Origin of the sequence: Thalassotalea marina, assembly GCF_014656435.1 — a bacterium.
Lineage (GTDB): Bacteria > Pseudomonadota > Gammaproteobacteria > Enterobacterales > Alteromonadaceae > Thalassotalea_C > Thalassotalea_C marina.
The window spans coordinates 79,530-93,332 of sequence record NZ_BNCK01000001.1 but is presented as its reverse complement, the minus strand read 5'-3'; the positions used below and the strand labels follow the sequence as shown (position 1 = coordinate 93,332).

General features: G+C 39.8%; 11 protein-coding genes and 1 tRNA gene. 4 read left to right on the top strand and 8 right to left on the bottom strand.

The window, feature by feature from the left end:
- Positions 1 to 28 precede the first annotated feature (28 nt).
- Entirely contained in the window at positions 29 to 601 is a 573-nt protein-coding gene (locus IE199_RS00410) for a hypothetical protein (RefSeq protein ID WP_189766746.1), read from the top strand.
- A 67-nt stretch (positions 602 to 668) separates the two neighbouring features.
- Here the strand turns inward: IE199_RS00410 and IE199_RS00405 are convergent, their stop codons facing one another.
- The 5 genes from IE199_RS00405 to IE199_RS00385 form a co-directional block, all read right to left on the bottom strand.
- Positions 669 to 2,477, bottom strand: coding sequence for a M61 family metallopeptidase (locus IE199_RS00405; RefSeq protein ID WP_189766745.1), 1,809 nt, complete (start codon positions 2,475 to 2,477; stop codon positions 669 to 671).
- Between the two features lie 240 nt (positions 2,478 to 2,717).
- Positions 2,718 to 4,121, bottom strand: a complete 1,404-nt coding sequence (locus IE199_RS00400; protein ID WP_189766744.1) for an MBL fold metallo-hydrolase RNA specificity domain-containing protein — start codon at positions 4,119 to 4,121, stop codon at positions 2,718 to 2,720.
- 114 nt (positions 4,122 to 4,235) lie between these two features.
- Complete coding sequence (locus IE199_RS00395) at positions 4,236 to 5,150, bottom strand: glutaminase (protein ID WP_189766743.1); 915 nt, start codon at positions 5,148 to 5,150, stop codon at positions 4,236 to 4,238.
- 156 nt (positions 5,151 to 5,306) lie between these two features.
- Positions 5,307 to 5,393, bottom strand: a tRNA-Leu gene (locus IE199_RS00390).
- A 155-nt stretch (positions 5,394 to 5,548) separates the two neighbouring features.
- Positions 5,549 to 6,169, bottom strand: coding sequence for a TetR/AcrR family transcriptional regulator (locus IE199_RS00385; RefSeq protein WP_189766742.1), 621 nt, complete (start codon positions 6,167 to 6,169; stop codon positions 5,549 to 5,551).
- 162 nt (positions 6,170 to 6,331) lie between these two features.
- Here IE199_RS00385 and IE199_RS00380 point away from each other — a divergent pair, with 162 nt between their 5' ends.
- Both IE199_RS00380 and IE199_RS00375 read left to right on the top strand, forming a co-directional pair.
- Entirely contained in the window at positions 6,332 to 7,432 is a 1,101-nt protein-coding gene (locus tag IE199_RS00380; protein WP_189766741.1) for an efflux RND transporter periplasmic adaptor subunit, read from the top strand.
- Positions 7,433 to 7,443: 11 nt separating this feature from the next.
- Positions 7,444 to 10,512 carry an efflux RND transporter permease subunit gene (locus IE199_RS00375; protein ID WP_189766740.1) on the top strand — a complete coding sequence of 1,023 codons (3,069 nt, stop codon included), beginning with the start codon at positions 7,444 to 7,446 and terminating at the stop codon, positions 10,510 to 10,512.
- On the opposite strand, the gene IE199_RS00370 is transcribed toward IE199_RS00375, so the two are convergent.
- Entirely contained in the window at positions 10,504 to 10,860 is a 357-nt protein-coding gene (locus tag IE199_RS00370; protein ID WP_189766739.1) for a hypothetical protein, read from the bottom strand. The two genes, IE199_RS00375 and IE199_RS00370, sit on opposite strands and share 9 nt — an antisense overlap.
- Positions 10,861 to 11,027: 167 nt before the next feature.
- Here IE199_RS00370 and IE199_RS00365 point away from each other — a divergent pair, with 167 nt between their 5' ends.
- A complete protein-coding gene (locus IE199_RS00365) occupies positions 11,028 to 11,525 on the top strand; it encodes an RDD family protein (protein WP_189766738.1) in 498 nt (165 codons plus the stop codon).
- A gap of 24 nt (positions 11,526 to 11,549) precedes the next feature.
- On the opposite strand, the gene lptG is transcribed toward IE199_RS00365, so the two are convergent.
- Together lptG and lptF are read right to left on the bottom strand one after the other, a co-directional pair.
- Positions 11,550 to 12,617 (bottom strand): LPS export ABC transporter permease LptG, encoded by a 1,068-nt coding sequence (gene lptG / locus IE199_RS00360; protein WP_189766737.1) that lies wholly within the window; start codon positions 12,615 to 12,617, stop codon positions 11,550 to 11,552.
- A gap of 5 nt (positions 12,618 to 12,622) precedes the next feature.
- Positions 12,623 to 13,750 (bottom strand): LPS export ABC transporter permease LptF, encoded by a 1,128-nt coding sequence (gene lptF, locus IE199_RS00355; RefSeq protein WP_189766736.1) that lies wholly within the window; start codon positions 13,748 to 13,750, stop codon positions 12,623 to 12,625.
- Positions 13,751 to 13,803: the final 53 nt, after the last annotated feature.

Below are 13,803 nucleotides of genomic sequence, written 5' to 3'. Positions count from 1 at the left end.
GTGAGAACATTCAAAGGAAGGTTTAATCGTGAATACAAAAATTAGAATTTGTTTATCTTTTATCATTTTTGGCTTGCTTTCATCGGTAGCAAACAGTGCAACTATTAAGGAGCTTGATGATGATACTTTTAAAAAAATGTACAATACCATGATGATTGATACATACAAATTGCCCAACAATTCACCGTTTGCAGGTATGGGTGGCGCACCGGATCCGTATGTACTAATTTATTCTACCGCCGAACAAAAATTTGTCAGCGACATTAAAAAATTTGAGCTTTTAGAGCTAAAAACTGCTGATAAAAAACAACTCACAGATCCACCAAAAGTTATTAAAAATCACCCTGTAAATCATCATTACTTTGATTCGTTACCGTTTAAAGAGTTACAGCAGTACCTACCAGATGCGAACATAAACAGTGAATACATTGTCTTCATGTCACTACCGACACACGAAGCGGCTGTTATTACCGAAACTTTATTGAAAAAACTTCGTAAAAAACAAAAGACCTATATCAAGGTACCGCAACTTGTTGAGCACATTCATCAAGTATTAGAAAGAAAAAATTGGCAGGTATACCGCAGAATAAGTGAAAATTAGTAATACTTTGAGTAGAAAAAAGGCTTGCCGAAGCAAGCCTTTGATTTTTAACTGAATTAAAAAGGCATTACGACTTTTCTTTTTCCTTGGTTTTACTTGGAAAATCTAAACCCGTCCAAGCTTTAAAGAAGGCTTTTTGCTCATCGCTTGCTTCTTTCATCGCTTTTACTGTTAGTTTTCCTTTAGGTAATGCACCTAGTTTTATCGTCTTGGTCATTAACTGATCACGTCTGAAGAAGGTAAATTCAACGCTATCTTCTGGTTTAAAGTTTTTAAGGCGAGTATCTAAACTTTTGTCAGCCATACGTAAACCGTCAACCGCAACGATTATGTCGTCAGTAGTAAAACCGGCTTGCCACGCAGGGCTGTTTTTCTCAACTGAACTAATTTTTAAACCGTTATCATGTGATCTAGCGCTGATACCTGTCCAAGTTTTCTTTTCGTCTTTTTTGCCATAGCTAATTTCTAAGCCAGCTTTAGCAAGCAATTTATCAAAGTCAGGTTTTGCGTGACCGTCGATATTTTTAGCCCACCATGCTTGATAATCATCGCCAGTGACCTTCTTCAAAACATCTAACATGTCTTTATCATTGAAAGTTTTTGGAATACGGTACTCGTTATAAAGCACATTGTGTACATCACGATAGCTTTTCTTTAAGTTGGTATTTTCTAGAATGTGAAAATCAAGTAACCACGAGGCCAAAAAGCCTTCAGAATAAATGTTTACGCTGTGGTTTCTCGAGTAGTCGCCACCTTCACTGATCCACTTATCAAAACTTGCTTCAGCAACTGACTGAGCATCACGGCCAGGTTTACGCAAATAGCCATTAATACGTTTAGACAGATCCTTAAACAGTTCTTTTTCAGTAACTAAGTTACCACGCATCAATAATTGATTTTCTAAGTAACTGGTTGAACCCTCTGACAGCCAAAGTAAGTTAGAGTAATTTTCATTTTGATAATCGTAAGGAACTAAACCTTCAGGGCGATACTGTTTAACGTTCCAGGTATGAACAAATTCATGTGCTGCAGTGCTTAAAAAGCCTAAATAATGATCTCTTTCAGCAAAACTATAACGTGAGCGTTGGATGATAGTTGAGTTTAAATGTTCCGTTGCTCCACCTGCACCGCTGGTAGCGTGTACCATAAAAACGTAGCGTTCAAATGGGTAGTCTGACCAAATGGTGTTGCCTTGTGCAACAAGCACTTTAAGATCATCGACCATTTTTTTACTGTCGTAATTACCTTTACCCCAAATGACTAATTCATATTCACGGCCATCAACTGTAAATTCATGAAATTCGTTGATCCCAGTTTCAATCGGCGAGTCGATCAGAATGTCGTAATCTGCAGCAATAAATTGATGTGCATTTTTACCGGCATCTAAACCTGACACGCTGCGCCATGTTTTAGGGGTATTTAATTGAATAATATGTTTATCATCACGTGTTTCTTCGGTGTACATAACCACACCTGATGCATCCAAAAATGCATGGCTGTCGTCAACATGACGTGTACGATAACCCAACTGGTTAGCATATACTTGATAACTTACTTCAACACCTTTCTTGAAATTTCCAGTTAAACGCCAAGTATCTTTATCAATTTTTTGCCATGTTACAGAGTCATCACCGACAGAAAATTCACGTATGCCATTGGCAAGGTTTAATATTTCATATCGTCCTGTACGCCAAGTTGGCAATTTAAGGTCAATAGATTTTTTTGCTGACTTAGGCAATGCCATAGTGACATTGGCATAATGATGTTCAGCTTGACTAAGATCGATATCGACTTTAACGTCTGCAAAAGCATTTAAAGAAAACAAAGCCGCAGATGCAAAGGTTAAACATGAAGTAATTTGAGTAGTTTTGCGCATAAAAACTGGGTCATTTTATTATGTTGAATTATGGAGCAAACAGTTTACCGAAACGCGGACTAAAATCTACGATTGAGTCAGATTATTCGACAACAGGAAGGAATAGCGCGACTAAATGTTGTTAACTCTGGACAAAATTACCACTAAAGACAGCTAGATTTGCACAACAAATTTTTAAGTCCTTTGCTTATTTGCTGTGCAATAGCCTCTATTTACCTACTAGCGGCGCTACGGTTTTGGCTAAAACGCAATACATTGCCCCTTCATCGGAATCTCACTGACAATGCCCTTTTCCTGCCAAAGAGTGTGTGATAGCACATCAAGAGCACCAGCTTCACCATGCACAAGCACCACTTTAGGCTCATTGTTAAAGGCTGATACCCACTCAATTAATTCTCTCTGACCAGCGTGAGCAGAAAAACCACCGAGTGTTTCAACATTAGCCTTAACTGCAGTATCTTCGCCAAACAATTTTACCTGCTTAGCACCATCAACCAACAGCCTGCCTAAAGTTCCATTTGCTTGATAACCTACAAACACCACTGTGTTTTTGCTGTCCCATATACGATGTTTAAAATGGTGTGTTATACGCCCGCCAGTGCACATACCACTACCTGCAATAATAATGGCGCCATTTTTAATGGTATTAATCGCCATAGAATCTTCCGGTGTCACCGTTAAATGCAAGGTTGAAAGAAAGTTTTTTAGTAGCGTTGACTCTCCGCTGCACAAAGATTTAACGCCCTCACAATCAAGTGTGGGTAACCATTGATCATAAATTTTGGTTATTTCAATCGCCATTGGGCTGTCTAAAAAGATTTGCCAGTTATCCAATTCACCTGCTTGTTGAAGTTTCCCCAAATAGAGCAATAGTTCTTGTGTTCGGCCGACAGCAAAAGCAGGGATCATCACATTGCCACCTCGTTGAAACGCTGTTGCTAAAATCTCTTTAAATTGTGCCAAGGTGTCACCCAGATCTCGATGTTCTCGATCACCATAAGTACCTTCCATCAACACAATATCAGCAGAATTTCGAACGGTTGGATCATTCATCAATAACGTGCCTTTTTTACCTAAATCTCCGGAATAGACTAAGGTTTTTTGTTGGCCCTTTTCTTTAAAGCTTATCTCAACAATAGCTGAGCCCAAAATGTGACCCGCATCAAAAAAAATTAATGAAGCCTCTTGTCCTATGGCCGTTGGCTCCTTATAAGCAACAGGCACCAATAAGGATAATACTTTTAATACATCTGACTTGGAGTACAGCGCTGGAATTTCGGGTTTACCTTTACGTCGGCGTTTACGGTTATCTCGCTCGAGATCATTTTCATATAAACTGAGTGCATCAAATAACATAACTGGCAATAATTGTGCTGTTGCCTGCGTACAATATATTTTCCCTTCAAAACCGTCATGTACCAGCGAAGGCAAACGACCTGAATGATCCAAATGTGCATGTGAAAGAATAACCGCGTCGATAGCATGAGGGTTAAATTCAAATTGTTCTCTTGATGTTTGGTGTTTAGCTCGCATGCCTTGATGTAAACCACAATCAAGCAATACTTGCCCTAACGATGGTGAAGATAAAAGATGGCAAGATCCCGTTACCTCCTGTGCCGCACCATGAAATGCAATAGTCGCCATAATTCCCTCTCATTAGACATGTTACTCAAGTCAGTAGCAATATAAACCGTTATCACATCAGGTTTATTGTTCTGGCGCAACAAACCTGTTCAAAAAGCCGACAAAAGGCACAGCTTAAAAAATTGACCACCCCGTGCGCTGCACTAACATTTCAAGGGCTAAAGTGCCAAGTTTACTATTACCTATGGTATCTAACCCTGGCGACCAAACAGCAATTGATGCTTTACCTGGCGCTATCGCTAAAATCCCGCCGCCAACACCACTTTTACCTGGCAACCCAACTCGATATGCAAATTCACCTGAGCCGTCATAATGTCCACACATTAACATCAAGGAATTAATTCTGCGCGCTCGTTGCGCTGAAACGACTCTATATCCAGCACTTTGATTAACGCCCTCAGACACTAAAAACAAGCCAGATTTGGCTAATTGCTGACAATTCATCGCGATGGAGCACTGATGAAAATACACGCCTAAGATTTTATCAACTGGGTGATGTAAACGACCAAACGACGCCATAAAATGCGCCAATGACGCATTGCGGTGACCACAAGATAATTCAGAAAGTGCAACTTTATCATCAATATGTATGTTTTCATCATTAGCAATGTAGCGCACAAACTGCAACATTTCCGCCAAGCACTCTTTGGGTTCATGTCCCATCATGATGGCATCAACCACAGCTATAGCACCTGCATTGATAAAAGGGTTACGCGGCTTTCCTTGTTCATGTTCAAGTTGCACAATGGAATTAAACGGATCGCCTGACGGCTCTCGACCAACATTTGCCCATACAGCATCTCCCAGTTTGCCAAGCGCTAATGTTAAGCTGAACACTTTAGATATACTCTGAATAGAAAACAGCTGTTCAGCGCACCCTGCGCTATAAACTCTCCCATCGGGTAAAGCGACCGACATGGCAAATTGATTAGCATCGATGATAGAAAGTTCGGGTATATAATCCGCAACTTTACCTCGGTCTATTTCTGCCGCCATGGTTTGGGCAATTTCATCTAAAATTTCTTGCACAACTACCTATTAGTTGAAGGGGATTATCAAAATTTTTAACATATCGGCGGGAATAAAGGCAAAATATTTTGTTATTTAGCAACTAAGCCTTTCACATAACAAATTTCAGGCACAAAAAAACCAGCTAACGCTGGTTTGATGTTTGACACTTGTATATGGTACCGGAAGCCGGACTTGAACCGGCACGCCCGCAAAGGCAACGGATTTTGAATCCGTCGTGTCTACCAATTCCACCACTCCGGCATACACGCGTCATAACTTCTTGAAGAAGTGGAAGGCATTATACGAGAAACGCATCGTTTGGCAATAGCTTTTTCATACCCAAATGATTGATTGGCTGATATTTATCCAAAGCACTAATGATTCCATAATATAAGAAGAAGCAAATAGTGTAATAACTACACTTTATAGGCACGAAGAAACACCTTAACGGCTTTTTCTATATGCTGTTTAATTTGTGCTTCGCTCGGCGAATTACTCGGCACTAAAATCGCTTGAAGGTGTAACCTTGATTTAACCATTTCTATCAACATGTGAGCGGCAAATTGTGCATCGTCGATATCAAGTACACCTTGCTCAGCCAAATACTCAAGATAGTTGCTGATGGGTTTACAACCAGTTAGTGGACCCGCTTGAAATATCAACTGCCCTACTTCGGGAAAACTCGGCACTATGTTTGTGACTAAGCGAAATAAACCAATTAAGGTTTCAGATAAAAAGCCTTTCATAAAACGAAAGCTTACCTGCGATAATGCTTCTTGTGGCGACAATTGATAGTCAATGTCGAGCAGAGTATTCAGTTGTGTGGACACATGCTCGCGCACAACCGCCAACAGTAGCCCTTCTTTATTTCCAAATTCACTATAAATATTGCGGCGAGAGCCACCAGACTCTCTAATGATCATATCCAGCGAAGTGTTGTCATAACCATGCTCTAGAAACAGCGCTTGTGCAGCTGTGAGTATTTTTTGCCCACGTTCTGATAAAGGCTTTTGTTCAACAAGTAGCTCAGGATTCATGACTAAATTTTTTACCACAATTAAAATAAAACATTGACACTGGTACTGCATAGTACCACAATATTTGGTACTGAGTAGTACCAAATGTCAGCTAATAGGTTATATTTGACATAGATGCACTACGCTTAACATGACTTCGATTGACATAGACGGAATTTTTACATGCGTATTTTCACCAGTATCTTGCTTGCAATAATACTAACAGCCTGCTCCAAGGAAACCCCAAAATCAGAGCCTATTGTTCGACCAATTGCCTGGAGCAAAGTTTCCATCTCCTCGTTAGAGCAAGTTAGAACCTTGTCTGGCATTATTGCACCTGTAGAAGCTACTACCTTGAGTTTCGAAGTTAATGGTAAAACTCAGGACGTTTCGGTAAACCTCGGTGATAGCGTAACAAAAGGACAACAGCTAGCTCAGTTGAATCAGCGCACCTTTAAGTTAAGTTTACAGTCTGCACAAGCAACACTTAAGCAAACCCAAGCAAGTTACGCTGAAGCTAAAAATGAATACCAAAGATACAAAACATTAATTGAACAAAAGCTAGTATCACAATCTGGTTTTGATAACGCTAAAGCGGCTTATGAGTCTTCTCAAAGTGCTGTTGATGTTGCTCAAGCACAAGTTGATATCGCTCGAAAAAATCTGCAAGACAGTACCTTATTAGCACCATATGATGGCATTATCACCAAGCGGTTAATCGAGCCTTCTCAGCAGATAGCTGCTGGCCAAGCAGTATTTGAAATTGAAGGTAAACATGGTCTAGAAGTACAAGTAATGGTACCAGAAACCTTAATTCGTGATTTAAGCAAAGAAACTAACTTGTCGATAACTTTCCCTGTGCTGCCGCAACTATCAATGACAGGACATATTACTGAAATTGGTACCCGTGCAGAATCGGCTAATGCATTTCCGTTAACCGTCGTTTTAGATGACGACCATGACGCTTTACGTGCAGGTATGACGGCGGAAGTCAAAGTAACCTTTGAAGGTACAGGGCGAACTGGCTATAGAGGGCCGTCGATTAAAGTGCCAGTATCAGCTATTGGTGCCGACCTAGAACAAAAGTCATACGTATTTGTTTTTGATGAACAGAGCAGCAAAGTTAATAAGCGCTACGTACAAACTGAAAATGTGATCAATAACCAAGTGTTATTATCTAGTGGTTTGTCAGAAGGTGAAATTATTGCAACTGCGGGTGTCGCTTTTTTAAGTGATGGCCAAACGGTAACCTTACTCGATCCGCAAACACAGCGTTTTAATTAAGGGTAAGAACGATGAATATAACTGCTCTTGCCTTTGCGCATAAAAAAACCGTTTTATTGGTGGTCGCACTGTTACTGATTAATGGTGTGTTTGCCTACTTTACTTTGCCGGCACAAGAAGACCCTTCAATTACTATCCGTGAAGCAATAGTTACTACTCAGTTTCCGGGTATGGCGCCAGATAGAGTTGAGCAACTTATCACTAAGAAATTAGAAGAAGAAATTCGAAAAATTCCTGAAGTGAAAGAAATTAAGTCATCGTCATCAACTGGTCTGTCGACAATACACGTCAAAATATATGATCGTTACTTTAATTTGGACGATATATGGCAAGACTTACGCAATAAAGTAAATGCCACCCAACATAGACTGCCTAAAGGCACTAGAACCTCGCACGTAAACGATGAATTTGGCGATGTATCGGTAGTCACACTGGCCTTAACAGCCGATGGTTTTGACATGGAGCAAATGTATGACATAGCCCAACACATTCGCGATACCTTATACAGCGTAGAAGGCACCAAAAAAATTGATATCTTAGGTGCACAAACAGAGCACATTTTTTTAGAAGCATCAAATGCTAAATTATCTCAACTCGGTATATCACCTGGCGCCTTGATCGCAGAATTACAAAATCAAAATATCGTACAATCAGGTGGTGAACTAGATACCGGAGTTCGCAGCTTTATTATTGAACCAACCGGTAATTTTAATAGTTTAGAAGATATCGCCAATACCTATATCACGATTCCTAACACTCAAGATTTTATTGCGTTAAAAGATATTGTATCGATTAAAAAAGGTTACATCGATCCGCCCGAACGATTAGCTTATTTTAACGGTAAACCTGCGATATTTTTTGCAACTGCAATGCTGCCTGGCTACAACATTTTAGAATACGCCCCTAGATTTAAAGACAAAATAGCGAATATTACCTCAACCTTGCCTATTGGCTATGAATTAAGCATTGCTACTTACCAAGCTGAACAAGTAGAAAAAACTGTGCATGGTGTATCAATTAACGTGTTGCAAACCTTAGCCATTGTATTGGTGGTAGTGGTTTTATTTCTGGGCGTTAGAACTGGTTTAATTGTTGGAGCCATTGTGCCATTTGTGATGTTAGCAACACTCACGATTATGCAATTTGCCGATATAAAGCTTGAGAGAATGAGCTTAGCGACATTAATTATTTCACTCGGTTTATTGGTTGATAACGGCATTGTTATCGCGGAAGATTTCAAAAGGCGACTTGAGCAAGGCATAAAACGATATGACGCAATGATCCAAGGATGCCAAGAACTCGCCTTGCCGTTATTAAGCTCGTCAGCCACTACAATATTATTTTTCCTACCATTAATGTTGGCAGAGCATGTCGCAGGTGAATATACCCGTTCTATTTCATTAGTGATTCTTATCACCTTAATGACAAGCTGGGTATTGGCATTAGCCGTTACCCCCATTTTAAGTTATTACTTTATCAAGGTAACCAGCACAACAGACGATGTAAAAGAACAAGCAGAAGCTGCGGGTATTGGTAAATATTATCAAGCTTATGAATCTTTCCTACATTGGGTAATGCGACACAAAGCGTTATTTATGGGCTTGATGTTTGTCATGTTTATTGGAGCGGTTGTTTCAATGAAGTTTGTCGCTAAACAGTTTTTCCCAGACTCAGATCGGACACAAATTTTAGTCAATATTGACTTACCAAACGGTACATCTTCTCGAGAAACTAACCGACAAATGCAAGAAATTTTTGCTTGGTTTAATCAAGACAAGCAGCAGTTTGATTTTATCGAGAGTTACTCCGGTTACGTAGGCTTTAGCGGTCCTCGCTTTGTACTGTCACTGAATCCGGAAGACCCTGTTGAAAATAAAGGCTTTATTGTACTAAATGTTAAACCTGGTACCGATATCAGTGCCAAAGTACTTAAGCTTGATCCTCAAATTGAATCGCGTTTTCCTAACGTTTCAGCTCGCGTTAAAAAAATGTTTTTAGGCCCATCAGACTCTTCAATCTTAAATATCCAAGTAAAAGGGCCAGATAAAGACGTAATCTACAAAAAAGCACAGCAGATCATGGCTTTGTTAAATGAAACACCAAACACCATTAATGTGCGCAACAACTGGGAAAATTTAATCATAAAAATTGCGGTGAAAATAGATCAACACCGAGCCAAACGTGCTGGCCTCACCTCAAGTGACATCGCCGAAGCACTTGATAGTTATTTTACTGGTGCACATATCACTAACTTTCGCGATCAAGACGAAATCATTCCTATCGTATTTCGTGCTGGTGAATATGAACGTAACAATATCGACAGACTGCGCACATTAAATGTATTTTCTCGAAAAACTGGTAAAACCGTGCCTTTATTTCAGGTCGCTGATTTTGAGCCAATTAATCAATTTTCAATGATCCATCATGAAGATATGTTCAGAACTATCACGATTGAAGCACGCAATACACAAATGGCAGCAGAAGATCTGAAAAAAATAGTTGATGATAAACTCGAAGCGCTAAAAGCTGACTTACCAGTTAACCATATCATTGAATATGATGGCGTTATTGAAGACTCAGCGGCTGCACAGAAATCGTTAAGTGCTAATATGCCAGTGGTGTTAGGCTTTATTATTATTCTATTGGTAGCGCAGTTTAATTCATTCAGAAAACCACTGATCATATGTCTAACCATTCCACTTTCTTTTATTGGAGCAGTTATTGGCTTACATCTTATGCAAGCACCGTTTGGCTTTATGGTAACGCTTGGGCTTTATAGCTTGGCCGGCATTATCATCAACAATGCAATCGTGTTAATTGACCGAATTAAAATTGAAGAATCAAGTGGTAAAGATGCTTATCGGGCGATTATTGACGCATGTTTAATGCGCTTAAGACCAATAGCTATGACAACTATTACCACTATGATGGGGTTAATGCCATTGATCATCAGCAAAGATGCTCTTTTCTATGGCATGGCAAACGTTATTGCCTTTGGTTTAGGTATAGGTACGGTATTAACTTTAGGTGTTGTGCCGGTGTTATACGCCGGCTTTTATAAAATTAAGCCGTCAAGCTAATTGCTCATCCAACCATTTCATGCCTTCTTTTTCAGTATCAAAGAAGGCATGGTTAATGTTACATGCGCTATACACACGGCCAAATAACATGCGCGATATCGCTGTAGTTTCACAGTGTTCCAAAATCACCGCTACAGCAGTCGCATTGCCGTGTTGAACAAAGTTTTGGTGGGCTTGAACGACGTCTTCACCCGCAACTGCTTCCCCATGAATTGACAAAAAAATGCCATACTTATCATGGGCAACTTTGGCAACGTTTTCCGCTAGCAGCCGATGGAGTACATCAGTAAATTCGATATTCCATGGACCCGTTGCGTTTACGACAACCTTATTTCCTTGTATTTCCATAGTACAATGACCATGGGGATCATTAATTATTTCCAAAGCACTGACTTCGACATAAACAGGTAGGGCCTATTATAACTAAATTCTAACAGTAATAAATTAACTGTTTTTGAGTTTTATTAGACTTTGCTACACTAGCGCCGATTAAAAACGAATGAGTAGTTAACATTATGGCAACAGACTTTACCCTTTTTCCTCGCGCGGGGTTCTTCAGACGATTAGGTGCATGGGTTTACGACGCGCTGTTAGTGGTCGCTATTTACATGTTTGTTTCACTATTGTGTTCAGCATTTTTTATTGCTTTATACACCAATGGGGTAATTGGTAGTGGGTTGGATATTGCACCCAGTGATTACTTGGCGCAATCGATGGTTTTCAAAATCATCATGAACAGCTTGAGCTTTGTTGCCATTGTGTACTTCTTTGTGTTCTTTTGGTCCAGAAGTGGCCAAACACTAGGGATGAAAGCATGGCGATTACGCATTCAGCATTTAGACGGGCAGTTAATGTCAAAAAAAATGGGACTAAAACGCATGCTGTTTAGCCTACTTGGCCTAGGAAATTTTTGGCTGTTCTTAAACTGGCAGCACAAACTTAGCATACAAGATAAATTAACCGAAACGGAAGTGGTTGTGCTGTCACTTGAAGCTAATAAAGCAAAAATCTAAACGAGAGCATTAAAAAAGCCAGTTTTAACTGGCTTTTCTTTTCATTAAATAAATCGCAATGCTTGTAAAAATAACACTTGGCATCAAAGCGCCAAATGCTGCTGGCAGTTGATACACCAAACTCACAGAGCCTAAAATTTCGTTGGTAATAAAAAACAATATACCTGTTGCTATGCCCATGACAATACGCGCTCCCATAGACACCGAACGCAGCGGTCCAAAAATAAACGACATTGCAACTAATAACATTACAGCCACCGTCAATGGCTGAGCGAGTTTACGCCAAAAGGCCAATTCATAGCGGCTAGGATCTTGTTGGTTTTTTTCTAAGTAATCAAGATATTCAATCAATCCACGAACAGATAAAGATTCAGGTTTAACCGTTACAACACCTAGTTTATCCGGTGTTAAGCTTGATACCCAAACTTGATTATCTGCTGTAACTGTTTCGATTTGATCATTATTAATATAAGTATCAACCACATTAGATAATTGCCACGCATCAATACCATAAGTTGCACTTTCAGCTGATAACCAACTGGCAAGTTTCAAATTCTCATTAAAACGGTATATTTGAATGCCAAGAAGTGAGCCAGTGTCCTGTACCTCTGCAATATGGACAAAGTAATCACCATCTTTGGCCCAAGTGCCACCACGAGAAGAAATTAAATTACCATCAGATATTGCCTGCGCTTTGATTTGCCGAGCAGATGCTTCACCCGCTGGTGCAAGCCACTCACCAATTGCCATACTCAAAATTATTAATACGGCAGCAGATTTCATCACAGATTTAATAATATCTAATCGGGATAACCCCGAGGCTTGCATAACGACTAGTTCAGAATTAGAAGCCAGCATACCAATGCCAATCAAACCGCCAATCAGCGCCGACATAGGAAAAAACAGCTCAACGTCACGCGGTACTGCATAAAGTACAAATAGTGCTGCATGTGATAAATCGTAGCTGCCTTTACCAACAGATTTCATTTGTTCAACAAACTTAATAATTCCACTTAAGCTGACAAATACCGCTAGTGTTAAAAACGTTGTTGAAGCAATGATACGGGCTATGTATAGGTCTAAAATTTTCATCTAAATTAAGCCCCTGACTTCGAGAAACTAGGTAAAATTGATCTGAGCTTTAAGCCAGAGCTGCGACTCTTCATCAATAAAGCAATACCTAATAGTAAGGCAGATAGGTGAACAGGCCATAAACCAACAACCGCCGGTACTTTGCCACTTTCTAAGCCGCTACGCATTGCTGTTAGCAACAACAAGTAACCTAAAAACAGTAAAAGTGCCGGGAACATTTTGGCAAACTTTCCTTGCCTTGGGTTAACCACGCTTAGCGGTACGGCAACTAAAGTTAAAATCAAACAAGCCAACGGAAATGCAATTCGCCAATGAATTTCTGCTTTGTATTCTTGTATCGGTTCAGCAAATAGTGTTGACGTAGGAATAGCACTGAGCTTACGCCTTTTATGCTCTACTTTTTGATCTTGGATCTGAATATAATATTTGCTAAATGCAACTTGCCTAAACTCGTTATTGGTTTCATCTTTTTGATATCGAGTACCATCTTTTAAGATCAATCGCTGTGAACCTTCACTCTCTTCAATAACTTCACCTTGGGCGGCATACACTAAACTAGAATTGATGATACTACGTTGAGATTCATCGTTATTTGGAAGCTGTGCGACAAAGACTTTCTCCAAGGTATTAGTGGATCTGTCTTTATCATGGATAAAGACAACGGCTTTCTTATTTCCAGTCGTTTGAAAACGCCCTGCAACCAGAGCACTTAAACCGGAATCCGCAGCGAGTTTTTCTTTAACTTGGTATTCATACTCCGCAGCCATGGGTGATAAATACAAAGTCAGCGCGCCAGTTAGCACTGCCGTAATTAAGCCCAGTATCAATGTGACACGAACAATGTACCATTCACTCATGCCAGTGGCATGTAAAATGGTCATTTCATTGTCTGCATAGATTCGCCCGTAAGCCAGTAAAATACCGAGGAAAAAACTTAAGGGCAACACCGTGCCTGCCAGCTCTGGCATATAAAGGCCAAGGTAAACCATGATCACTTCACCAGGTGTACCACCTTCAGAAGCGTCATCTAAAACCTTAACAAATTTATTACTAATAAAAATGGTCATCATGACCACAAAAACGGCTAACTGCGTCTTAGCCACTTCTTTTAACAAATATCGAAAAACGATCACAAAGAGATCCTACAAAAACTTAGTTTTTTTCTGACATTAAGACAATTTTTAAG